Origin of the sequence: Streptomyces sp. NBC_00335 (genome assembly GCF_036127095.1) — a bacterium.
Lineage (GTDB): Bacteria > Actinomycetota > Actinomycetes > Streptomycetales > Streptomycetaceae > Streptomyces.
On record NZ_CP108007.1, the window covers coordinates 1 to 19,444 of the forward strand.

A 19,444-nucleotide genomic window follows, 5' to 3' on the forward strand; every position below is an offset into this window, starting at 1 on the left:
GGCCAGGGCCTCCCCTTCGGGGAGGAAGCCCTCCGCTTCGCTCCAGGCTTGGAGGGCCTTTGGCCCCCCAAGGACTCCCGGGCGGGCCAAAGGCCGCGGGGGGCTTGGCTTCCTGGGGGCCTGAGACTGAATGGCGGGGCTACGCCCGCTTGGGCCCGCTTGGAAGGGCCAAAGGAAGGCTCCCCTTCCTGGGGAGGCCCCTTCCGCTTCGCTCCTGGGGGCCTTTGGTCCTTTGGCCCTTAGAAGCATCAGAGCGGTGCGAGCTCTGAATTGAGAAGGGCCTCGTTGACCTTGGCAAGGCCGCTTCGCGGACCGGAAGTCTCCCTCTTGCCGGGAGGAAGCTTCTGCTTCGCTCAGGGCCCTGGACCTTAGGCTCCCTGCCGTAGCCCAGGTCATGCCGGCCAGGGATTGAGGGGCCTTGCTGTGCTTGGTGGAGGCGCTTTCAGCGCCTAGTTTCTCCGCTTGGCTCCGGAGAAGTGAGATGCCTAGCTTTGCTCGGCAGGGCTAGGTTCTGCCGAGCAAGGTGGGGCCCTTGAAGGCGGCGAACTGAGCTTGGCTCAGGTCGGTTTGGGTTCTCTTGAGTTCAGACTTGTACGGGCTGCTCCGGGGCTTTGAGCGACCCTGTTTCAGGGTCTTCGGCTGGTTGGGTAATTCGCTCCGCTGTCATCTAGGTGTTTGCTACTTCACCTTCAGTGGTGCAGTACTGCGCGTTTCAGAGTGGAACAGCCTTTGGCTGGCTGTCCTGAGCCGTTTTGACCCCTGAAGGCTGGGCTTGGAATCAGCCACTGGTGTTCGTTGGAGGTTTGGGGGTGTTTGGTGAGCTCAGGTGTGGGCTTCGCAGTGGTGAAGGGTGGTTTTAGGAGGATTGAGTGACGTTCGTTGGTCCGGGGGTTCTTGAGCTGGGGTTTTGGGTGTGGGTCTTAACGGCGTTAACGGGGTGGGGGTCTGGGGTGTTAACGGCGTTAAGGGTTTTGTGAGGTGGCTGCTTCAAAATGTGTTGTGGATAGAGATGGGAATCAGTCAGATTCTGCGGGGTTGTGGCTGGAGGCAGGGGGGTTCTGGGGGAGGTGGGAGCTCTTGGGTGGGGCTTGGTTGTGGGACCTGAGGGGGGTCTTGCGTGCTGGTTGAGACGGCGTTGAAGGCTTGGGCGGGAGAGACCACCGGCCTATAGAAGGTACGGAGATGCGTCGTCGCAGGTCAGAGGGGGTGCAAGGGAAAAGATATGTCCCCTCAGGAGGGACATATCTAGGGTGTTGTGTCGCTGCTAGGGGGACACAACGGCTGCAAAATGTCAGTGTCGTTGACGTAAAATGGGCCAAAACGTCGGGGAGGCTGACGTATAGAGGGAGATCTGTCGGCTAACTGCTAGGGGGGCGGGTGGGGTTGGCGGGGAAGAGTCGGGAGGGGGCTCCGGGGAGGGTGTGGCTGAGATATGTCACCTGTGAGGGGACACAAGACACGCCGAACGTCAACGAGCGTGACACTTGTGTCACCCTTGTTGACATACTGATCTCCGCAGATCAACGGAGTGGAGAGCAGCCTCGTGTCATCAGAGCCACAGCGCCGCCGGGGCAATCCGGTAGGGACCCCGCGTCCCGATCTGCCGGTGGACGATGCGATCTCCGCGTGGAGTCAGCCCCTGGCTCCGGTCAGGGACCTGGACAGCCTCGCGAAGCGGTACCCGACGCGGAAGCTGACTTTGGACGGCGAGCGCAAGCCGCTGGAGTTCTACGGGACCGAGAATCAGCCGAATGCGTTCTCGATGGACAGCCTCGAGTTCTTCCTCGTGATCGCCCAGTACTTCCGGGAAGCGCTGCCTCTGCGGCTGATCCTGCTGCTCATCGCCTGCCAGCGGGCGGGGGGGCGGATTCCACTTACCCAGGAGGAGATGGCTACCATCCTGGATGTCAGCCGGACGAAGACGTCGGAAGCTCTGCACACGGTGATGTCTCATGGGATCGTCTTCAAGGTGCGGCGGGGTGTGTATCAGTTCAACCCGCCCTACAGTTACCGGGTGGCGGAGTTCATCCCGGGTACCGAGATGACGGGTGAGTTCGTGAAGGTGGAGCAGCACGGCACCATTTCGCAGATTCGTAGCGATACGAGCCTGCCGGACTTGGTGCGCTTCCCCTCGCTGGACCACATGAGGCAGGCCATCGCGGAACTGCGGGCCGAACGGGCAAGAGAGCGCGCTGCGCGTCGGGTGAGCCGGACGAAGCGCACGGGAGAAGGGACGGCTCAGTGAGTACCTTGCGATTCGCTGCGGTCAACGCAGACGGGCTGCTCTCCGACCTCGACCTGCCGCCGGCGGCGTACCGGGTGCTGCTGAAGCTGCGTTCGCTCAGCGAGCCTGGCGGGCGGATCCTCATCGACCAGGCGACGGTCGGCGGGATGCTGGACCTGAGCCGGCCGAGCGTCAACGCCGCGCTGCGGAGCCTGGAGCTGGCGAAGTTGGTCAGGAAGATCCGGAACGGGGTCTACCAGATCAACCCGATGCTCGCCGGGTACACCTCGTTCGAAGATGCGGTCGCGGCCGTGAACGAGATGGACGCGGAGGAACGACTGGACGCGCGGGGCTATGTGGCCAGCTACCACCGGGCGGTGGCGGCGTATCAGGACCAGCTCGCCGAGCAGCGCAAGAAGCGGGCGGCTCAGGCCGTCGCCAAGAAGGCGGCCGAATCGAAGCGGCGTAGGGCGCTGCACGCGGTGGGCTGAGTAGGTGCTGTTTGTAGGGCTTCTGAGGGGTGCTCAGGGGCTTGTGAGGGCCCCGGAGTACTCCGGGGCCCTTTGTGGTTCCTGGGGGCTTAGGGGGGCGTGTAGGGGTTCGTGGTCCCCGCCCGGAGGGGCTTTAGAAGTTGAGCTCTACGTAGTCGATGTCGGTGAACTCGACGAGGAGGCCCTGGGCGCGGGCGCCGTGGTCCTTGAAGTAGATCTCCTGGAGCCCTTCGGCGGTGATGCCGCGGAGCTGGGCTTCGGTGGCTCCGGCCTCGTGGGCGGTGAAGAGGCGGGACGCGTACTCCGGGGGGAGGTGCTGGGTGATGCGGCGCATCCGGCCGTCGTCGGTCGTGCCGGGGGCGGCGCTGAAGCCGAAGCGGGCGCGGGTCTCGATGATCAGGCCTGTCTGCTTCGCGGCCTTGGCGCGGGCGCGCTTGCGGACGAGGGGCTGCCAGCGGCGGCGTACCTCGCGCTCCAGGCGGGCGGAGAGTGCCGGCTTGGGCTGCTTGATCTGGTCCTTCACGTACCGCTCCACCGTGCGCCGGGAGATGGCGAGGAGGTCCGCCACGGCCTTGGTCGACTTGAGTTGTTTGACGAGGTACCGGATCTGGGCGCCCGCCGACTTGGGGATGGGGCGGGTGAAGTTCTGCTCGTCGGCGCGGTCGAGGCTGTCGCTGATTTCGGACATGGGTGGCTCTTACTCTCCGTCGGCCGCGGCGTCGTGGCCCTTGATGTGGCGGGCGGGGTTGTGGCGTTCGTCGAGTAGCTGAACGGCCCAGAGGAGGGGTTGGGTGCCCTCGTGCTTGACCATGCCGGGGCTGACGCCGAGGCGGAAGCCGCCGGGCAGGGGCTTGCCCTCGGGGGTGCGGGGCAGGAAGTCGAGTGGGCTGGGTCCGTCGGAGAGGTAGACCGCGCAGTCGGAGAGGACGGCGATCGGGTAGAGGTCCGCTGCTGTCGCCAGCTTTTGCATCTTGCGGTGCATGTTGACGCGGGCCGTGGAGATGACGGCGGCGCGGATGTCGGGGCGCCAGGTGGGGCGTTCGAGGGCGGGCCAGCTCTCGCCGGGGCGGTAGCCGGCGCCCTGCGGGCGTTCGCGGAGCTTGCCGATGCCGCCCTTGACGGTGGACTTGATCGCGGAGAGGACCGCGGTCTGGGGGAGGGGGTGGTCCGGGTCGCCCTTGTACTGCGCCATCGCCTGGAGGAAGGCGGAGTCGGTGAGGGAGGTGTGGACGCCGAGTTCGGCCATGGTCGCCATGTAGGCGTCGCGCAGGCGGGTGTACCAGGCGTCGAGGTACGGGCCGTGGTCCGGGCGGAGCCAGGCCTCGGTGGGCTGGACGGTGAGGCCGAGCTCCTGGGCGTAGGCGAGGGTCGGAGTGGCGTACCAGGCGGGGCCGGTGGGCGGGCGGCCGTGCGGGGTGAAGGGGCTGGGGAGGCGGGGGTCCATGGCGATGGCTTGGGCTGAGAGGTCGGCGAGCCAGCAGCCGGGGAGCTTCGGGTCGAAGCGGGGGCCGTCGGTGTGGACCGCGGGGCCGGTGCCGACGAGGAGGCGGTTGGCGGCCGCGGCGAAGGCCATGTTCACGTCGATGCCGACGGCGTGGGTGCGGGTGCACTCGGCGTCGCTGAGGAGTTGGGGGTCCCGGATCCAGTCGTACGCCTCTTCGTCGAGGACCTGGTCCGGGGTGCGCTGGTGCGAGCGCGGGTAGAGGGCCGCGACGACCGGGTGCTCGTCGGGGGCCTCCGGGGGAGCAGGGTCGACGGGGCGGGTGAGGGAGCCGGGTACCGGGGCGGAGACCCAGGTGTTCGTGGACTCGTCGCGGGCGGCGCGGGTGGGCGGGCGCAGGGCCGTCATGAGCTCCAGGCCGGATACGGCTGTGGAGCCCCGGGGGGTGAGCACGCGGGTCGCGTAGGAGGTGAGGAGGTCGGCGAGTTCCGGTGCGGGGAGCTCTGCGGTGTGCTCGCCCCAGGCGCGGGGGTCGAGGGCGCCCCAGGGGAGGATCGCGAGCTGGACGCACTGGCGGCCGGTGGTGGGGGTGGCCGGGCGGTAGATGCGGGGCCAGGGGCCGAAGCCGCGGCGGGTCAGCTGCCACTTCGCTTTGGTGAGCTGCTTGATGACCGGGTGGTCGTCGGGGAGGCGCAGGCCGCGGCGGTCTTCGAGGACGAGGGGGAGTCCGAGTGCCTCGGTGGCGGCGGGGGTGAGGACGAGGAGGGGGTCGCCGTCCTTGCCGTTGCGGTGGAGGCGGGGGGAGCGGAGGTCGGCGGCGGGGGTGAGGGCCCACTCGACGAGGGCGGGGAGGGTGGTGGGGGGTGTGAGGACTGCGCCTCGGGCGGCGTGGGCCTTTCCGCTGCCGTCCAGTACGGCTAGGGGGCCGTTGCCCTCCGGGAGGGGGGTGGGGGTGGATTTGGCGGGGGCCGGTTTGGTGACACCTGTGCGGGGGGTGGGTGTTGCCATTGCCGTTCCCGGCTGGGGGGTGGAGTTAACGGCGTTAATGGGTGCGGCGACGCTGGGGGTGGGCCCGGCGCCTTCGACGTGGGCCTGGAGTGTGGGGGGCGGCTGGGTGTTAACGGCGTTAATGGGCCCGGTGGCTTCGGCGGCGGGGTGGGGGGCCGCGGGCTGAGGCGTGGGGGCGTTAACGGCGTTAATGCCGTGGAGGTCCGCCAGGCCGTTGAGGAGGCGGGCGTAGGCGGCGCGCTTGGGCGGGCGGGGGGCCGTGCGGCCCGTCTCCCAGGAGGTGACCGTTTCGCGGCGGACGGCCAGGGCCTGGGCGATCTGGTCCTGGCTCAGGCCCGCGGCCTCGCGGAGGCGCTTGCGCTCGTCCGGGTGCGGGAGGGCGTCCTGTGCCGCGGCCTCTTCCAGTAGGGCGTCGACCGCGGCGAAGAGCGTGGTCTGTTCGTTTTCGTGCGCGTTGGGCATGGGCACCTCCAGGCGCAGCTTATGCGAACCGCACCATGGAACGCACTTGAAACACACGTGGGGGCGATGGGGGTCCGGCCGGGCCAACGCCCCCTTCGTGTCGGGGGTGGGGGTGAGGTGCGTTAGATGCGGGTCAGGAGGAGTTCTGTTACCGCCTTCAGGTCGTCCGGGGTGAGGTGGGCGGTGAGGGCGTCCGCGATGGTGTCCGGGGAGTCCGCCACGATGGTGATGCGGCGGGGGGACGTGGCGGGGGAGGGGTGGGGCTTCGGGTTGGGCTCCGGGGTGGGGCCCGGGGTTGGGTCCGGGGCCGGGGTCGGGCGGGTGCGTTGGCGCGGGGGGTTAACGGCGTTAACGGTTTCCTCTGCCGCGGTCGCCTGGTCCTCCTGGGGGAGGCGGCCGATGCGGCGGGCCGGTTCCACCTTGAGTTCGCCGGTCTCCACCTTGTCCTGGAGCTCCGGGGTGAGGTTGAGGAGGGTCAGGCGCTGGGAGACCCAGGCCGGGGTCTTGCCGAGGCGCTTGGCGACCTGGGCCTGGGAGCCGTGGACCTCGACGAGCTGCTGCAGGGCGCGGGCCTGGTCCATGGGCGCCACGTCGACGCGGTGGACGTTGGCGATGAGCGCCGACTCCAGGATGTCCGCCGCGGAGGAGGCGAGGGAGTCGTTGACGTGGATCTGCATGGTGCGAAGGCCGGCGCGCTGGGCCGCCGCCAGGCGGCGGTTGCCGTCGATGACCACGTAGGGGGCACGGCCCAGGCTGTCGGTGTTGCCGGGGTGGGCCTCCATGAAGGCCATGCGGGTGGCGACCGCCAGGGGCTGTAGCTGACCCCGGGTCGTCAGGGACACGGCCAGCTCGTGGATTTCGGTGAGGTCCTCGCGGAGGTTGAAGGGGTTGTGGGCGAGGGCCTCGATCGGCACCTCCGAGGGCGGGACCACACCGGAGGTGGGGGCGCCGGTGGCCTCGGCGATGGCCGCGCGGCGCGAACTGACGCCTACGGGCTGGGCGCGGGCGAAGGAGCTCGAGACTCCGAGTTTGTCGGCCTTGCTCATGAGATCTCCCTTGCGAGGGCGCGCAGGGAGACCGCCTGCTCGCCCTTGGGTGCGTAGACGAACAGCGGTTGCTTCACGCGGACCGCTTCGCGCTGTTCCTTGAGGTCGGGAACGATGGCCACCACGCGCGGATCCTTTATGTCCATCCAGGCCTGGAGGGAAGAGGTCGCGATGTAGCCGCGCCGGCCGTCGTAGAGGTTGACGACGAGACCGAGGTAGTCGATGTCGAGGCTGAGATCGTCGCGGAGGTCGTTGATCTGGGAGGTCAGGAGGTCGTAGGCGTCCGCCGAGGAGTCCTCCGCCTGGACCACGATCAGCGCGCCGGAGGCTCCCGGCTGTTCGGCGTCGCGGCGGCGTCCGTAGTAGATCGCGGCGTCCATGCTGAGGCCGAGGCTGGGCGGGCAGTCGATGAGGATGACGTCGTAGTCGGCCTCGACGGGGGCGAGGGCCCGTTCCAGCGCAGCCTCGCGGGCGCGGACCGTGGAGAGGCGGACGTCGAGGAGGAACGCGTCCGTGCAGGCCGGGAGGATGTGGAGGCGGTCGCCGAAGCGCTCGTCCGGGATGGGGACGATCAGGTCGGCGAGGGGGCCCTTGGCTTCGCCCGCCATGTGGCAGGTGAGGCTGTCGCCGCCGATGGGCAGAGGCTGCCGGCCGAGCTGCTTGGTGAGGTGGCCCTGGGGGTCGAAGTCGACGAGCAGGACGCGCATGCCGAGGCCGGGCAGGTCTTCCAGGTCGACGGGCGAGGCGGACGCGGTGGCCTCCGGGCCCGTCTCGTCGCCTTCCTCGACGGCCGATTGCCGGGCCAGTTGGCGGGCCACGCGGACCGGGTGGAGGCTGGCGGGGTCCTCGGCGAGGGCCTCGGCGGTGCCTGCGGTGATGGCGGTCTTGCCGACACCGCCCTTCTGGTTGCACACCACGATGCGGCGGACGACCGAGGGCCGCTTCACCGTGGGGGCCGGGTTCATCTCCAGCCAGAGGGAGACGGCTTGGGCGAGTCCCTGGATGAGGGAGACGCCACGGTGCTTGGAGTCGGTGCGGAACGACTCCCACTGGCCGCCGGGCAGCCAGGTGGAGAAGGATTCGGCGCCGGAAGTGTCGACGGGGGAGGGGGAGGAGGCGAGCGCGCTCCAGTGGGCGATGCCCTGGTGGACGGCGTCCTGGATGTCCACCCGCAGCTGGGCGGTGCGGATCTTGAGCTCCTGGCGCAGCCACGGAGGGAGTTTGGAGACGACCTTCTCACGGTCGCTCGGTGACGAGGGCGAAGTCATGTGAGGGACTTTACTAACGTCCAAGGGCGTTTGTGGGCGCCACGCTTGAGTTTTGCTAACGAAGTGGTGTGGATCGGCCCCCGGATCGCCTTCCGGGCGGGGGTGGGGTGTTGGGACAGGGCGGCCTCGCACGCGCCGTGGTGAGCACCCCCGTGGTTCACCACGGCACGTGCGAGGCCGCCCTGGACGCGTCGTCAGGCGGTTGCGGCCGGAGCGGAGTCCGGGGCTGAGTCCGGGGCTGAGTCCGGGGCTGAGTCCGGGGCTGAGGCCGGAGCGGAGTCCGGAGCCGACAGGCCGAGTTCGGACCGGCACTCGGGCGAGCCGGCCGGGTCGAAGCGGGAGATGCGCTCCGCGGGCACGATCCCCGGGAGCACGAAGTTCCACAGGTCGATGACCCGGGCGTGCAGGTCCGCGCGGCCGGTGCGTACGTGCGAGGTCACCTGGATGCCGGAGAAGGCGGCGACGAGCATGGTCGACAGGTTGTGGGTGTCGACCGAGGGCAGGACGTCGCCGCGCTCCTGAGCCGGCGCCAGACAGCTCTGGGAGGTGTCGATCCAGGCGTTGTACGGGCTCGGGTCCGGGTCGGTGAAAGAGCCGAACTCGATGACCAGGCGGATCCCGGCGCGGACCCGGACGTTGGAGCGGAGACCGAACGCCATCCGGTGGGTCAGGTCGATGGCGGTCTGGAGACCCGGCTCCGCGATGGCGGGCAGGCCCTCGGAGATCTGGAACTGCTCGTCCATCAAGGTGCGGGCGATGGCTTCCTTGGACGAGAAGTGGAAGTAGAGGGCGCCCTTGGTGACGCCGGCGTGCCCGACCACGTCGGTCAGGCTGGTGCCGTGGAAGCCGGTCCGGTCGAAGGCGATGGCCGCGCCGTCGAGGATCGCCTGCCGGGTGATCTCGGCTCGTTCCTGTCTGGCCCTTGCCATGCGGGTTCTCCCTGGGGTCGCGGTAGTTGGGCGGAACCGGGGAGGTGGTCACCGTGGTTCGGCCAGGGCCAATCTAGGCAGATGAGCCTGAAGAAAACCAGTCGACCAGTATTTTCTACGGAAGTGGATCATTAACGGCGTTAACGCGGTGGGTGGGGGAGTGGCGTTAACGGAGGGCGCGGCATTAACGCCGTTAACGTGTACGGTAGACACAGTTTAATGGCGGGTGGAGTGCGAGGAGATCCCATGACGGACGCGGACGAGCAGTGGGGCGCGGCCGTGCGGCTGCTGTGGGGGCCGCCGGTGAAGCCCGCGCGCGGGCCCAAGCGGGGGCTCACGCTGGAGGGGATCGCCGGTGTGGGGGTCGCTCTCGCGGATGCCGAGGGGCTGGCCGGCGTATCGATGCAGGGAGTGGCCGGGCGGCTGGCCGTCACGAAGATGGCGTTGTACCGGTACGTGCCGGGCAAGGCGGAGCTGGTCTCGCTGATGGTGGAGGCCGCGATGCCGGACCCCTCGGTGCTCGACGGCCGTCCGGTGGGTGAGGGCTGGCGTGAGCGGCTCGCGGTGTGGGCGCGGGAGTTGCTGGCCGGATTCCGGGCGCACCCGTGGCTGTTGGAGGCGACCGTCGGGGCGCGGGTGATGGGGCCGGTCGAGATCGGGTGGATGGAGCGGGCGCTCGTCGCGCTCGACGGGTGCGGGCTGACGGGGGCCGAGTCGATCGACGCGATGGTGCTGGTGTCGGGGCACGTGCGCGGGATCGCGGAGCAGGAACGTGCGATGGCGGGCGGGGCCGCGGGGGAGGGGCCGGACGCGCAGCTGACGTCGGTGCTCGGGGAAGTGATGCGGGTGCACGGGGAGAAGTACCCGGCGCTCGGGGCCGCGTTGGCCTCTGTGGTGGAGGGCGGCGGGCAGGACCAGGCGCTGGACTTCGGGTTGGAGCGGATCCTCGACGGGCTCGGGCTGTTGGTGGCGGAGCGGGCGGGTGGGCGGGCTTGAGGCATTAACGGCGTTAACGCCTTGGGCGTGGAGTGCGAGCCGGGGGTGGGGCGGCGGGCGCGGGGCATTAACGGCGTTAACGGTGGAGGGGGTGGGGGCACCGGTGCCGCGGGGCGGCGGGGGGCGTGGAGCGTTAACGGCGTTAACGGTGGACGGGCCGGGGCTCCGCGGTGGCGGCTGTGGGGTCGGGCATTAACGGCGTTAACGCTGGAGGGGTCGTCGGGGCTTGGTCGTGGGGCGGGGCGTTAACGGCGTTAACGGTGTGGGGTGCGTGCCTGGGTCTCGGTGGTGGGGGCGGAGGCATTAACGGCGTTAACGGTGGAGGGGTCGTCGGGGCTTGGTCGTGGGGCGGGGCATTAACGGCGTTAACGGTGTGGAGCGTGCGTCTGGGGCTTGGTGTGGTCGGCTGTGGGTGGAAGGTGTGAGGGCATTGGGTGATGTGGAGCAGTGGGCGGCGCCGTTCCGGTTGGACGTGGCGCAGGCGGAGTTGGACGATCTGGGGCGGCGGCTGGAGCTGGCTCGGTGGCCCGACGAGTTGCCGGGGGCGGGCCGGGCGTACGGGATGCCGCTCGGGGAGCTCCGTGAGCTCGCGGAGTACTGGCGTACCGGCTACGACTGGCGGGCCGCCGAGGCGCGGTTGAACGAATGGCCGCAGTACACCACCGTCATCGACGGGGCACGGGTGCACTTCGCGCACCTGCGGTCGCCCGAGCCGGACGCGACGCCGCTGCTCATGACCCACGGCTGGCCGGGCTCCTTCGTGGAGTTCCAGGAGGTCGCCGGTCCGCTGACGGATCCGCGGGCGCACGGCGGGGATCCGGCCGATGCCTTTCATCTGGTGCTGCCGCACATCCCCGGCTTCGCCCTGTCCGGGCCGACCACCGAACGGGGGTGGGAGTTCAAGCGGGTCGCGCGGGCCTTCGGAACGCTGATGGAGAGGCTCGGGTACGAGGAGTACGGGGTCCAGGGCGGCGACTGGGGCGCCGCCGTCTCGCGGGAGCTGGGGCGGATCCGGCCCGGGAACGTGCGCGGGGTGCACCTGAACCTGCTCCCGGGCGGCGGGGCCACCGCCGAGCCCCGGGCGGAGGAACTGGCCCCGCTGAGCCCGGCCGAGCGGGAGCGCACGCTCGCCTCCTGGGAGCGGTACCGGGTCTGGGCGCGCGAGCGGCAGGGGTACGCCGACATCCAGGCGACCCGGCCGCAGACGCTCGCGTACGCGCTGAACGATTCGCCGGTCGGGCTGCTCGCCTGGATCGGCGAGAAGTTCACGGAGTGGGCGGACCCGCGCTGCCCCGTGGATCGCGATCAGATGCTGACCAACGTGACGTTGTACTGGCTGACCGGGACCGCTGGCTCCGCCGCCCGCATCTACTACGAGCGCGCCCACGCCGACTACCAGGGCGCCGCGCCAGAGGTGTCGAGCACCCCGACCGCGCTCGCCGACTTCCCCCGGGACAACTTCGTGCCGCTGCGGCACATCGCCGCGCGGACCGACCGCATCGTGCGCTGGACCTCGTACGAGAAGGGCGGGCACTTTCCCGCGATGGAGGTTCCGGAGCTGCTGGTGGACGACGTCCGGGCCTTCTTCCGCTCCCTGTGACCCAGGTCTCTTCTGCGTCGTGTCACGTTCCGGGCCGCCCGTCTGTCCCATGGATGACAGTGCGAAGGGCGAGCGGAGATGGAGACGGTCATGAAGGTTCTGCTGGCGGGTGCGAGCGGGGTTCTGGGACAGCGGGCGGTACGGGCCCTGCGCGCGGCCGGACACGAGGTCGCCGGTCTCGGGCGGGGCGCCGGGATGGACGTACGGGCCGACCTGCTCGACCGTGAGGGCCTGCTGCGCGCCGTGGACGGGCTCGGCTTCGACGTGGTCGTGCACGCGGCCACGGCGCTGTCGGGGAAGAGCATGGCCCGGCACCAGGACATGGTCGGGACGAACGTGCTGCGCACCGAGGGGACGGTCAACCTGCTCACCGCCGCGCGCGAGACCGGGGCGCGGCGGTTCGTCGTGGAGTCGATGATGTTCGGCTACGGGTACGGGGACCACGGCGGGGCCGTGCTCGGCGAGGACGACGGGTTCGGTCCGCAGGGGGCGAACGTCTGGCTGGAGCGGCACGTGGGCGCGATGCGGATCAAGGAGGAACTGGCCTTCACCGCCGACGGGATCGAGGGAGTGAGCCTGCGCTTCGGGCTGTTCTACGGGGCCGGTGTCACCGATGTCCACGTGGTGCCGATGCTGCGCAAGCGCGCCCTGCCCGTGGTGGCGGCCAAGGGGCGGGCGCTGAGCTGGGTCGACGTGGACGACGCGGCGAACGCCGTGGTCGCCGGCGTGGAGTCGGGGCGGCCCGGGCAGGCGTACAACATCGCCGACGACGAGCCGCTGGGGTGGGACGCGCACATGCGGGCGGTGGCCGCGGCGTTCGGGGCGCCCGCGCCGATGACCGTACCGCTGTGGGTGCTGAAGCCGGCCCCGCTCGCGCACACCATCATGGGGACCGACCTGCGACTGTCGAACGCCAAGGCGGGGCGTGAGCTCGGCTGGGCTCCTACGCACGCGAGCAGCGCGGCCGGGGTGGGTGCGCTTGCGGAGGCCGCGGGGGCGGCGGCAGCATGATCGTTCGTGAGTACTGCTGAGCACCTCCCGGAAGCCTCCTGCGACGCCCTCGGTCCCTTCACCGCCCATCGCCGGCTGCTGTTCGACGTCGCCTACCGGATGCTCGGCAGCGTCTCCGACGCCGAGGACGTCCTCCAGGACGCGTGGCTGAGCTGGGACCGCGCGGACCGGTCGGCTGTCCTGAACCCGCGGGCCTACCTGGTGCGCACGGTCACCAACCTGTCCTTGAACCGGCTCACCTCCGCCCGCGCCACCCGCGAGACCTACATCGGGCCGTGGCTGCCCGAGCCGCTGCTGACCGAGTCCCTGCCCACCGTGCCCGATGGCGCGCAGGAGGTGGAGATGGCGGAGACGGTGTCGACCGCGATGCTGGTGGTGCTGGAGAGCCTGAGCCCGATGGAGCGCGCCGTGTTCCTGCTGCGGGAGGTGTTCGGGTATTCGTACGCGGAGGTGGCGGGGGTACTGGACCGCGCGGAGGCGACCGTACGGCAGACCGGGCACCGGGCACGGGCCCACGTACAGGCACGGCGGCCGCGGTTCGCCACCGAGCCGGGGCAGCGCGGCGAGGTGACCCGGCGGTTCCTGGCGGCGTGTGCGGGCGGGGACCTGAACGCGGTGATGGAGCTGTTGGCCCCCGAGGTGACGGCCTGGTCGGACGGTGGCGGCAAGGTGACGGCGGCCCGGCGGCCGCTGCACGGGGCCGATCACGTGGCGCGCTGGCTGCTGGGGATGCTGGCCAAGCCCTCGCTGCAGGCGGTGACCCTGGAATCGGCGCGGGTCAACGGGGAGGAGTCGGTGGTGTTCGTGTACGGGGGAGTCGCGTGTGCCGCGCTGACCTACGACCTGGACGCGGTGGACGGGCGGGTCGTGAACCTGCGGTTGCAGGTGAATCCGGAGAAGGTGGCGGGGCTGGCGAGTTGGGGAGCGGAAGGGGCTGCCGCGGCCGGGGTGTCCGGGGGGTCCGGGGTGTCAGGGGTGTCCGGGGTGTCAGGGGCGGCGTCCGGGATGTGAAATCGGCGTGCGGGGGTCTCCGTAGGATTGTGATCATCATCCGATGAACGATGAACAGCGGACCCCGCCCGTGCTCGTGGGCGACGAACGGGCCACCTTGACCAGTGTCCTCCAGTGGCAGCGGGACACCCTGATGATGAAGTGCGCAGGGCTGTCGGACGAGCAGCTGCGGCGCAGGGCGGTGGCTCCGTCGGGGCTGAGCCTGCTCGGGCTGGTACGGCACCTCGCGGAGGTCGAGCGCGGGTGGTTCCGCAATGTCGTGGGCGGCGAGGACGTGCGCGGCTATTTCCCGAAGAACGAGGCGGGGGAGTGGACGGAGTTCCACGTGGACGACGCGGACGTCGCCGGCTCGTTCAAGATCTGGGAGGACACCTGTGCGCGCTCGCGGGAGATCGTGGACGCGGCCGAATCCCTGGACGTGACCGGCTCCTACGACGGTCAGGCGTACTCGCTGCACTACGTCCTGGCCCACATGATCGAGGAATACGCCCGGCACAACGGGCACGCGGACCTGCTGCGCGAGGTGATCGACGGGACCACGGGGGAGTAGTGGCGCCCCGGGCCCCGGGCGGGTCAGGCGGCGGATGCCGTGGCGCGGTCCACCTCGGCCAGGGCTGCCGCCCAGGGGAAGTGCGCCGGGGCGTCCGGGCCCGCCGGGCCGGGGATGAATCCGCCCTCGCCGAAGAGGACCGAGGCGCCGGCGCCGCGCAGGACGGCCAGGGACTGGTCGAACTGCGGGTGGGCGGTGAGGGCGGCGTTCGCGCAGGGCATGGTGACGACGGGGGTGCCCTTGCCGATGGCCTCGGCGGCGACCCCGACGACGAACCGGTCGGTCAGGCCGAGGGCCCAGGCGTTGACGGAGTTGAACGTGGCCGGGGCGAAGAGCAGGGCGTCGGCCGTAGGCCACACGTCGGGTTCACCGGGCAGCTTGTACTGCCAGCGGACGGGGTGGCCGGTGAGCGCGGCGAGACCGTCGAGGCTGTTGGACAGCCAGTGGGCGGCGGTCGGGGTGAGGCCGAGGCAGACGTCCCAGCCGCGGGACTGGGCGTCCTCGATGACATGGGCCACGTCGAAGACGGGCGGGGCGGCGGAGCACAGCAGGTAGAGGGTCTTCGTCGTGGTCATACCGCAATGTGATCATATTGCTCGACCTGTGGTTGACGCAGGTCGCGGCGATCACGGTATTCGTGGCCGGTCGCGGTGGTCGCGGTGGTCGCGGCGGCACGGTAGTCGTGGCCGAGGTGCCGGACGTGACGAACCCCCGGACCGGGTTCGGTCCGGAACTCCGTGAGGAACGCAGACAGCAGGGAGTGCACGACGGCGGGCCGGTCCAGGTGGACGTCGTGTCCGGCCCCCGGGACGGAGACCGCCGTCGTCACCGTGGACGGGTCGGCCGCGTGGGCCGCGTCGAGCATCTGGATGGACTCCTCGGGCGGGACGATGCCCTTCTCCCCGATGACCAGCAGGGTGGGACACCGGACCGCGCGCCACTGCGGCCACCAGTCGCGGGTGCCAGCAGCGAGCACCGCCTCGGTGATGGCCGCGACCATCACCGGGCGCTCGAAGCGCGGGTACCAGCCGTCCGCGCGCTGCGGCGCGCGAGACGTCCGCGGGGCGGCGCTCGCCGGCTCCGTGGCCGCGCTGGTCCACCGCCACCACGCGGTGGTGGGGGGCCCGGTGCGCGGCGGCCGCGTCCCATTCGCCCGCGTGGCCCGCGAGGCCGTGGAGGAGGACGACGGGGGTGGCGGAGCCGGGGTGGTGGGAGTCCTCATCACGGCAGGTCAGGCGGGTGCCGTCGCGGGTGACGGTGCGTTCGGTCCACATCATGCGGAGATCGTCCGACACTCTTCGCGGTGGGACCGATGAGTTTTGGCGGAGGTCCGGGTCTACCTTTCGTACATCGACCGCAGGAACGTGAGGAAGAGGACCGTCATGAGCGAGCCGGTGAAGGGCCCCGCCAGCTACTTCCCCTCCATCGAGAAGAAGTACGGCCGTCCGATCGCAGAGTGGCAGGAGCTCATCCGTGCCGCGCCGCTGACCAAGCACATGGAGCTCGTCGCCTGGCTCAAGAGCGAGCACGGGGTCGGGCACGGGCACGCCAACGCCCTCGTGAAGCACACGCTCGACGAGCGGTAGGGGAGCTGGCCGGAGGAGTGGGGGGAAGGACCGTGGACGCAGGCGTATGCGGTTGAGCTTCTCGACGATGTTGCGTCTCAGGCCGGGGGAGTTGACTGGTTCTCATGACGAAGACAACGCAGCAGACGCAGAACGACACCGTCCTCCGCACGCTGGTCATCGGCGGCACGGGCAAGACGGGCCGGCGCGTGGCCGAGAAACTCACCGCCCTGGGCCGTCCGGTCCGCATCGGGTCGCGCTCCGGTGAGCCGGCCTTCGACTGGAACGAGCCCGAGGGCTGGGGACCGGCCCTTGAGGGCGTGGACCGCGCGTACGTCACCTACTACCCCGACCTCGGCTTCCCCGGCGCCGCCGAGCAGGTCGGAGCCTTCGCCAGGGTGGCGGTTGAGGCCGGGGTGCGCCGGCTGGTGCTGCTCTCGGGGCGCGGCGAGGAGGCGGCGCAGCGGAGCGAGGAGGCGCTGAAGGAGTCCGGGGCCGACTGGACGGTGGTGCGCGCGGCCTGGTTCAACCAGAACTTCGACGAGAGCTTCTTCCTGGAGCCGGTGCTCGCCGGTGAGATCGCCCTGCCGACGGCCGACGCCGTCGAGCCGTTCGTCGACGCCGAGGACATCGCGGACGTGGTGGTGGCCGCGCTGACCGACGACCGGCACATCGGCCGGACGTACGAGCTCTCCGGCCCGCGGCTGCTCAGCTTCTCCGATGTCGCGGCCGAGCTGTCGAAGGCGACCGGGCGCGAGATCTCGTACGTCCCGGTCTCGACCGAGGCCTACCGGGAGGTGCTGCGGGAGAACGGGCTGCCGGAGGAGTTCGTGGAGCTGTTCACGCTGATCCTGGACGGGCGCAACGCGCATCTGGTGGACGGGGTCCAGGAAGTGCTCGGCCGGGGGCCGCGGGACTTCGCGGACTTCGCGCGGGAGGCGGCGGCGCGCGGGGTCTGGGACGTGTAGGGGGTGCGTGGTTCGAGTGTGGGTGCGCGGAGCGTGGGCGTCCCGAGCGTGGGCGGGCGGAGCGTGCGCGGGCAGGGTGTGGGCGGGCGGGGACCGGGTGGGGAGAATGGGCCGATGGACACGCTGACGGCTCTGCTCGAAGGACCCAAGGCCAAATCCGCCTTCCTCATCAAGTGCGCGTTCGACCCGCCCTGGTCGGTCCGGATCGAGGACCGGGCCCCGCTGTCGGTGATGACGATGGTGCACGGATCGGCGTGGCTGCTGCCCGACGGGGGCGAGCCGGTGCTCATCGGGCCGGGCGAGGCGGCCCTGGTGCGGGGACCGGATCCGTACACCCTCGCCGACGCCAAGGACACGCCCCCGCAGATCAGGGTGGGGCCGGACCAGCGCTGCAGCAGGGTGGACGGCGGGGAGGACGTGTCCGACTCCATGGCCCTGGGGGTACGGACCTGGGGCGCGGCGGAGGGCTCGGCGGTGCTGCTGAGCGGCACCTACCAGGACCCGGGCGAGATCGGCAGCCGCCTGCTCACCACGCTTCCGCCGGTGCTGGTCGGTCCGGTGGACCCGACGCTGGTCGGGCTGCTGGGCGTGGAGATCTCCCGTACGGAGCCGGCCCAGGAGCTGGTCCTGAACCGGCTGTTGGACCTGCTGCTGATCGGCGTCGTACGCGGCTGGCTCGCGGAGCGGGGCGGCGCCGAGAACGACCCGGTCACCGGGCCGGCGCTGCGGCTGCTGCACGAGAACCCCGCGTACGGCTGGACCGTGGAGTCGCTGGCCCGCAAAGTCGGCGTCTCGCGGGCCGCGTTGGCCCGCCGCTTCACCGAACTGGTCGGCGAACCCCCGATGTCCTATCTGACGGGCTGGCGCCTGGCCATGGCGGCCGACCTGCTGCGCGATCCGTCCACGACGCTCGCCTCGGCCGCCCACCGGGTCGGCTACAGCTCGGCGTTCGCCCTCTCGACGGCCTTCAAGCGGGTACGGGGCGTCAGTCCACGGGAGTACCGGGCGGGGGCGGCGGCCGCGACGGCGGCCGCGGGGTAGGGGCGGTGGTGTCAGGGGGTCCGGAGGTCCAGGACGGCCACCGTTTCGCCGTCGCTCAGTTCGCCCGTCGGGCGGAAGCCTAGGGAGAGGTAGAAGGGTTCGGGGGTGCCGGGGCCCGGGTGCCAGGTGACGTAGGCGTGGGAGGTGCCCCGGCGGCGGAGTTCGGCGATGACCGTCGTGACCGCGAAGCGGCCGTAGCCCTTGGCCTGGTGGGCGGCCGATATGTTCAGCCGCCAGAGGCCGGAGCGGATGTCGTGGGGGTCCACGGCCGGGTCCCAGGGGATGTCGAGGAAGGCCATCACGAAGCCGACGATCTCCTCGCCGTCGACGATCGCCCGGGGCCAGGCCATCTCCCCGTGGGCGTAGGCCTCCGCCAGTGACTTCGCGACCGGGGAGACGAGGTGCTCCTGGTCGGGGCGGACCGACAGCGCGCAGACGGCGTCGATGTTGTCCGGGGTGACCGGGGCTAGGTGGAGGGACTTGGTGGAGGTGCTCATTCGCGCAGCCTACGTGTGCGTTACATGCGGGTTGGCGGGGGCTGTGGCCGGGGGCGGGGTTGGGGGCGGAGCTGTGGCCGTGGCTGTGGCCCTGACTGTGCGGCGCTGAAGATTCACTGGCCGGATGGCACCGGTGATGGCACGATCAACAGCCGTCGGGGGGCGGTGGGAGCCTCCCGCGTTTCGGTTTTTCGGACATACGGGGGCACATCTGATGGGATCCACCGGCACCAGACTCTCCACCGCACTGCTCGTACTGTCGACGGTGCTGGTCGGCCTGATGGCAGGGCTGTTCTTCGCCTTCGACGTCTCGGTGATGCCGGGACTGGCGAAGACCGACGACCGTACGTACGTCACGGCGATGCAGAGCTTCAACGCCGTCATCGACGGCAACCCGCTCTTCGGGACGGCCTTCGTCGTCGCCCTGCTCGCCGCCTTCGCCGCGGCGTTCGTCGAGGCGCGGGCCGGGCGCCGCGCGGTCGCGCTGTGGGCCGCGGTGGCCGCGGCGGCGTACCTCGTCGTGCTCGTCGTCACCTTCGCCGTCAACATCCCGCTCAACAACGAGCTCGCCGACTTGGGTGACGCCGCGAAGCTGACCGACTTCTCGGTCGTCGAGAAGTTCAAGGGCACCTGGGAGACGGCGAACATCGTGCGCACCCTGCTCTGCGCGGCGGCGCTGACCGCCCTGGCGCGGGCGCTCGTACTGTACGGGCGGGCTACGGGGACGGCGACAGGGGCAGGGACGTCGGCGGTGTCGGCGGTCTAGGCCGCCAGGAGGGCCCAGGACTGGCAGGCCAGGGCGGCCGTGCACAGGGCGGTACGCCAGCGGTTGGCGGGTACCCACTTCGTCTCGAACGCCGCGCGCACGGCGGCCGGATCGGCGATCCGCTCGGCGGGACCGGCCGCCTCCAGGGCGTTGTTGAGCGGGATGTTCACCCGGCCGGTGACCACGACGGCGAGCACGTAGATGACGAGGGCGCCCGTCAGCGCGGGGAGCGGCGCGTGCTCGCCGGCGGGCAGGTGGAGGGCCACGGCGAGGCCGGTGAAGAGCATCGCGCCCAGGAAGGCCAGCATGAACCAGCCATTGATGATGGAGGTGTTCACGCGCTGCATGACGGAGATGAGGGTCCGGTCGTCGGAGCGCTTGAGGGCCGGCATCACCGCGACGTCGAAGGCGAAGAAGAGGCCGGCCATCAGGCCCGTGGTGAGCGTCGCGGCGACGAGGGCGGCGACCCGTGCGATGTCCATACGGCCTGTCTATGTCCTTCCTCCTGGTTCTGTCCATGGTGGAGTGGGAGCCGAGTGGTCCACGGTGGAGTAGGGGCCGAGCCGAGCA

At 70.5% G+C, this 19,444-nt stretch carries 20 protein-coding genes; 11 read left to right on the top strand and 9 right to left on the bottom strand.

Annotated features, from left to right (window positions below; all coding sequences use genetic code 11):
• Positions 1 to 1,606: 1,606 nt before the first annotated feature.
• Together OHA37_RS39495 and OHA37_RS39500 are read left to right on the top strand one after the other, a co-directional pair.
• Positions 1,607 to 2,245: a hypothetical protein gene (locus tag OHA37_RS39495; RefSeq protein WP_266914189.1), complete on the top strand. Its 639-nt coding sequence runs from the start codon at positions 1,607 to 1,609 to the stop codon at positions 2,243 to 2,245.
• Entirely contained in the window at positions 2,242 to 2,715 is a 474-nt protein-coding gene (locus OHA37_RS39500; RefSeq protein ID WP_250744360.1) for a MarR family transcriptional regulator, read from the top strand. The genes OHA37_RS39495 and OHA37_RS39500 overlap by 4 nt, the downstream gene beginning before the upstream one ends.
• A gap of 133 nt (positions 2,716 to 2,848) precedes the next feature.
• Here OHA37_RS39500 and tpg read toward each other — a convergent pair whose 3' ends face one another.
• The 5 genes from tpg to OHA37_RS39525 form a co-directional block, all read right to left on the bottom strand.
• Complete coding sequence (gene tpg / locus OHA37_RS39505) at positions 2,849 to 3,403, bottom strand: telomere-protecting terminal protein Tpg (RefSeq protein ID WP_266914191.1); 555 nt, start codon at positions 3,401 to 3,403, stop codon at positions 2,849 to 2,851.
• A gap of 9 nt (positions 3,404 to 3,412) precedes the next feature.
• Positions 3,413 to 5,626 (bottom strand): telomere-associated protein Tap, encoded by a 2,214-nt coding sequence (tap, locus tag OHA37_RS39510; RefSeq protein ID WP_266914193.1) that lies wholly within the window; start codon positions 5,624 to 5,626, stop codon positions 3,413 to 3,415.
• A 122-nt stretch (positions 5,627 to 5,748) separates the two neighbouring features.
• Entirely contained in the window at positions 5,749 to 6,672 is a 924-nt protein-coding gene (locus tag OHA37_RS39515; RefSeq protein WP_266914195.1) for a ParB/RepB/Spo0J family partition protein, read from the bottom strand.
• Positions 6,669 to 7,940, bottom strand: a complete 1,272-nt coding sequence (locus OHA37_RS39520) for an AAA family ATPase (RefSeq protein WP_266914197.1) — start codon at positions 7,938 to 7,940, stop codon at positions 6,669 to 6,671. Before OHA37_RS39520 ends, OHA37_RS39515 begins: the two co-directional genes overlap by 4 nt.
• A 194-nt stretch (positions 7,941 to 8,134) precedes the next feature.
• Positions 8,135 to 8,869 carry a ScbR family autoregulator-binding transcription factor gene (locus OHA37_RS39525; protein WP_266914199.1) on the bottom strand — a complete coding sequence of 245 codons (735 nt, stop codon included), beginning with the start codon at positions 8,867 to 8,869 and terminating at the stop codon, positions 8,135 to 8,137.
• A gap of 246 nt (positions 8,870 to 9,115) precedes the next feature.
• On the opposite strand from OHA37_RS39525, the gene OHA37_RS39530 reads away from it, so the two are divergent.
• The 5 genes from OHA37_RS39530 (at position 9,116) to OHA37_RS39550 (ending at position 14,037) form a co-directional block, all read left to right on the top strand.
• Complete coding sequence (locus tag OHA37_RS39530) at positions 9,116 to 9,865, top strand: TetR/AcrR family transcriptional regulator (RefSeq protein WP_266914201.1); 750 nt, start codon at positions 9,116 to 9,118, stop codon at positions 9,863 to 9,865.
• Between the two features lie 430 nt (positions 9,866 to 10,295).
• Complete coding sequence (locus tag OHA37_RS39535) at positions 10,296 to 11,465, top strand: epoxide hydrolase family protein (protein ID WP_266914203.1); 1,170 nt, start codon at positions 10,296 to 10,298, stop codon at positions 11,463 to 11,465.
• 90 nt (positions 11,466 to 11,555) lie between these two features.
• A complete protein-coding gene (locus OHA37_RS39540) occupies positions 11,556 to 12,476 on the top strand; it encodes an NAD-dependent epimerase/dehydratase family protein (RefSeq protein ID WP_266914205.1) in 921 nt (306 codons plus the stop codon).
• A gap of 6 nt (positions 12,477 to 12,482) precedes the next feature.
• Entirely contained in the window at positions 12,483 to 13,487 is a 1,005-nt protein-coding gene (locus OHA37_RS39545; protein ID WP_266914207.1) for an RNA polymerase sigma-70 factor, read from the top strand.
• A 43-nt stretch (positions 13,488 to 13,530) separates the two neighbouring features.
• Positions 13,531 to 14,037, top strand: a complete 507-nt coding sequence (locus OHA37_RS39550) for a DinB family protein (protein WP_266914209.1) — start codon at positions 13,531 to 13,533, stop codon at positions 14,035 to 14,037.
• Positions 14,038 to 14,060: 23 nt separating this feature from the next.
• Here OHA37_RS39550 and OHA37_RS39555 read toward each other — a convergent pair whose 3' ends face one another.
• Both OHA37_RS39555 and OHA37_RS39560 read right to left on the bottom strand, forming a co-directional pair.
• Positions 14,061 to 14,612 carry a flavoprotein gene (locus tag OHA37_RS39555; RefSeq protein ID WP_266914211.1) on the bottom strand — a complete coding sequence of 184 codons (552 nt, stop codon included), beginning with the start codon at positions 14,610 to 14,612 and terminating at the stop codon, positions 14,061 to 14,063.
• A gap of 51 nt (positions 14,613 to 14,663) precedes the next feature.
• Positions 14,664 to 15,314, bottom strand: a complete 651-nt coding sequence (locus OHA37_RS39560; protein ID WP_323182425.1) for an alpha/beta fold hydrolase — start codon at positions 15,312 to 15,314, stop codon at positions 14,664 to 14,666.
• A gap of 105 nt (positions 15,315 to 15,419) precedes the next feature.
• Between OHA37_RS39560 and OHA37_RS39565 the strand changes: the two genes are divergently transcribed.
• The 3 genes from OHA37_RS39565 to OHA37_RS39575 all read left to right on the top strand — a co-directional run bounded on the left by OHA37_RS39565 (position 15,420) and on the right by OHA37_RS39575 (position 17,611).
• Entirely contained in the window at positions 15,420 to 15,623 is a 204-nt protein-coding gene (locus OHA37_RS39565) for a DUF4287 domain-containing protein (protein ID WP_266914213.1), read from the top strand.
• Between the two features lie 104 nt (positions 15,624 to 15,727).
• Complete coding sequence (locus OHA37_RS39570; protein WP_266914215.1) at positions 15,728 to 16,570, top strand: NmrA family NAD(P)-binding protein; 843 nt, start codon at positions 15,728 to 15,730, stop codon at positions 16,568 to 16,570.
• 114 nt (positions 16,571 to 16,684) lie between these two features.
• Entirely contained in the window at positions 16,685 to 17,611 is a 927-nt protein-coding gene (locus tag OHA37_RS39575; RefSeq protein ID WP_266914217.1) for an AraC family transcriptional regulator, read from the top strand.
• A gap of 11 nt (positions 17,612 to 17,622) precedes the next feature.
• Here OHA37_RS39575 and OHA37_RS39580 read toward each other — a convergent pair whose 3' ends face one another.
• Positions 17,623 to 18,108 (bottom strand): GNAT family N-acetyltransferase, encoded by a 486-nt coding sequence (locus OHA37_RS39580; RefSeq protein ID WP_266914219.1) that lies wholly within the window; start codon positions 18,106 to 18,108, stop codon positions 17,623 to 17,625.
• 214 nt (positions 18,109 to 18,322) lie between these two features.
• Between OHA37_RS39580 and OHA37_RS39585 the strand changes: the two genes are divergently transcribed.
• Positions 18,323 to 18,874 (top strand): DUF1772 domain-containing protein, encoded by a 552-nt coding sequence (locus tag OHA37_RS39585; protein WP_266914221.1) that lies wholly within the window; start codon positions 18,323 to 18,325, stop codon positions 18,872 to 18,874.
• Here the strand turns inward: OHA37_RS39585 and OHA37_RS39590 are convergent.
• Positions 18,871 to 19,356, bottom strand: coding sequence for an anthrone oxygenase family protein (locus tag OHA37_RS39590; protein ID WP_266914223.1), 486 nt, complete (start codon positions 19,354 to 19,356; stop codon positions 18,871 to 18,873). The two genes, OHA37_RS39585 and OHA37_RS39590, sit on opposite strands and share 4 nt — an antisense overlap.
• Positions 19,357 to 19,444: the final 88 nt, after the last annotated feature.

What these genes read in the sequence shown, in the direction of transcription:
- OHA37_RS39520 (WP_266914197.1), bottom strand. Translation starts at nt 7,940, where the DNA reads ATGACTTCGCCCTCGTCACCGAGCGACCGTGAGAAGGTCGTCTCCAAA.
- OHA37_RS39525 (WP_266914199.1), bottom strand. Translation starts at nt 8,869, where the DNA reads ATGGCAAGGGCCAGACAGGAACGAGCCGAGATCACCCGGCAGGCGATC.
- OHA37_RS39575 (WP_266914217.1), top strand. Translation starts at nt 16,685, where the DNA reads ATGGACACGCTGACGGCTCTGCTCGAAGGACCCAAGGCCAAATCCGCC.
- tpg (WP_266914191.1), bottom strand. Translation starts at nt 3,403, where the DNA reads ATGTCCGAAATCAGCGACAGCCTCGACCGCGCCGACGAGCAGAACTTC.
- OHA37_RS39540 (WP_266914205.1), top strand. Translation starts at nt 11,556, where the DNA reads ATGAAGGTTCTGCTGGCGGGTGCGAGCGGGGTTCTGGGACAGCGGGCG.
- OHA37_RS39585 (WP_266914221.1), top strand. Translation starts at nt 18,323, where the DNA reads ATGGGATCCACCGGCACCAGACTCTCCACCGCACTGCTCGTACTGTCG.
- OHA37_RS39555 (WP_266914211.1), bottom strand. Translation starts at nt 14,612, where the DNA reads ATGACCACGACGAAGACCCTCTACCTGCTGTGCTCCGCCGCCCCGCCC.
- OHA37_RS39570 (WP_266914215.1), top strand. Translation starts at nt 15,728, where the DNA reads ATGACGAAGACAACGCAGCAGACGCAGAACGACACCGTCCTCCGCACG.
- OHA37_RS39580 (WP_266914219.1), bottom strand. Translation starts at nt 18,108, where the DNA reads ATGAGCACCTCCACCAAGTCCCTCCACCTAGCCCCGGTCACCCCGGAC.
- OHA37_RS39590 (WP_266914223.1), bottom strand. Translation starts at nt 19,356, where the DNA reads ATGGACATCGCACGGGTCGCCGCCCTCGTCGCCGCGACGCTCACCACG.
- OHA37_RS39560 (WP_323182425.1), bottom strand. Translation starts at nt 15,314, where the DNA reads ATGATGTGGACCGAACGCACCGTCACCCGCGACGGCACCCGCCTGACC.
- tap (WP_266914193.1), bottom strand. Translation starts at nt 5,626, where the DNA reads ATGCCCAACGCGCACGAAAACGAACAGACCACGCTCTTCGCCGCGGTC.
- OHA37_RS39530 (WP_266914201.1), top strand. Translation starts at nt 9,116, where the DNA reads ATGACGGACGCGGACGAGCAGTGGGGCGCGGCCGTGCGGCTGCTGTGG.
- OHA37_RS39515 (WP_266914195.1), bottom strand. Translation starts at nt 6,672, where the DNA reads ATGAGCAAGGCCGACAAACTCGGAGTCTCGAGCTCCTTCGCCCGCGCC.
- OHA37_RS39565 (WP_266914213.1), top strand. Translation starts at nt 15,420, where the DNA reads ATGAGCGAGCCGGTGAAGGGCCCCGCCAGCTACTTCCCCTCCATCGAG.
- OHA37_RS39550 (WP_266914209.1), top strand. Translation starts at nt 13,531, where the DNA reads ATGAACGATGAACAGCGGACCCCGCCCGTGCTCGTGGGCGACGAACGG.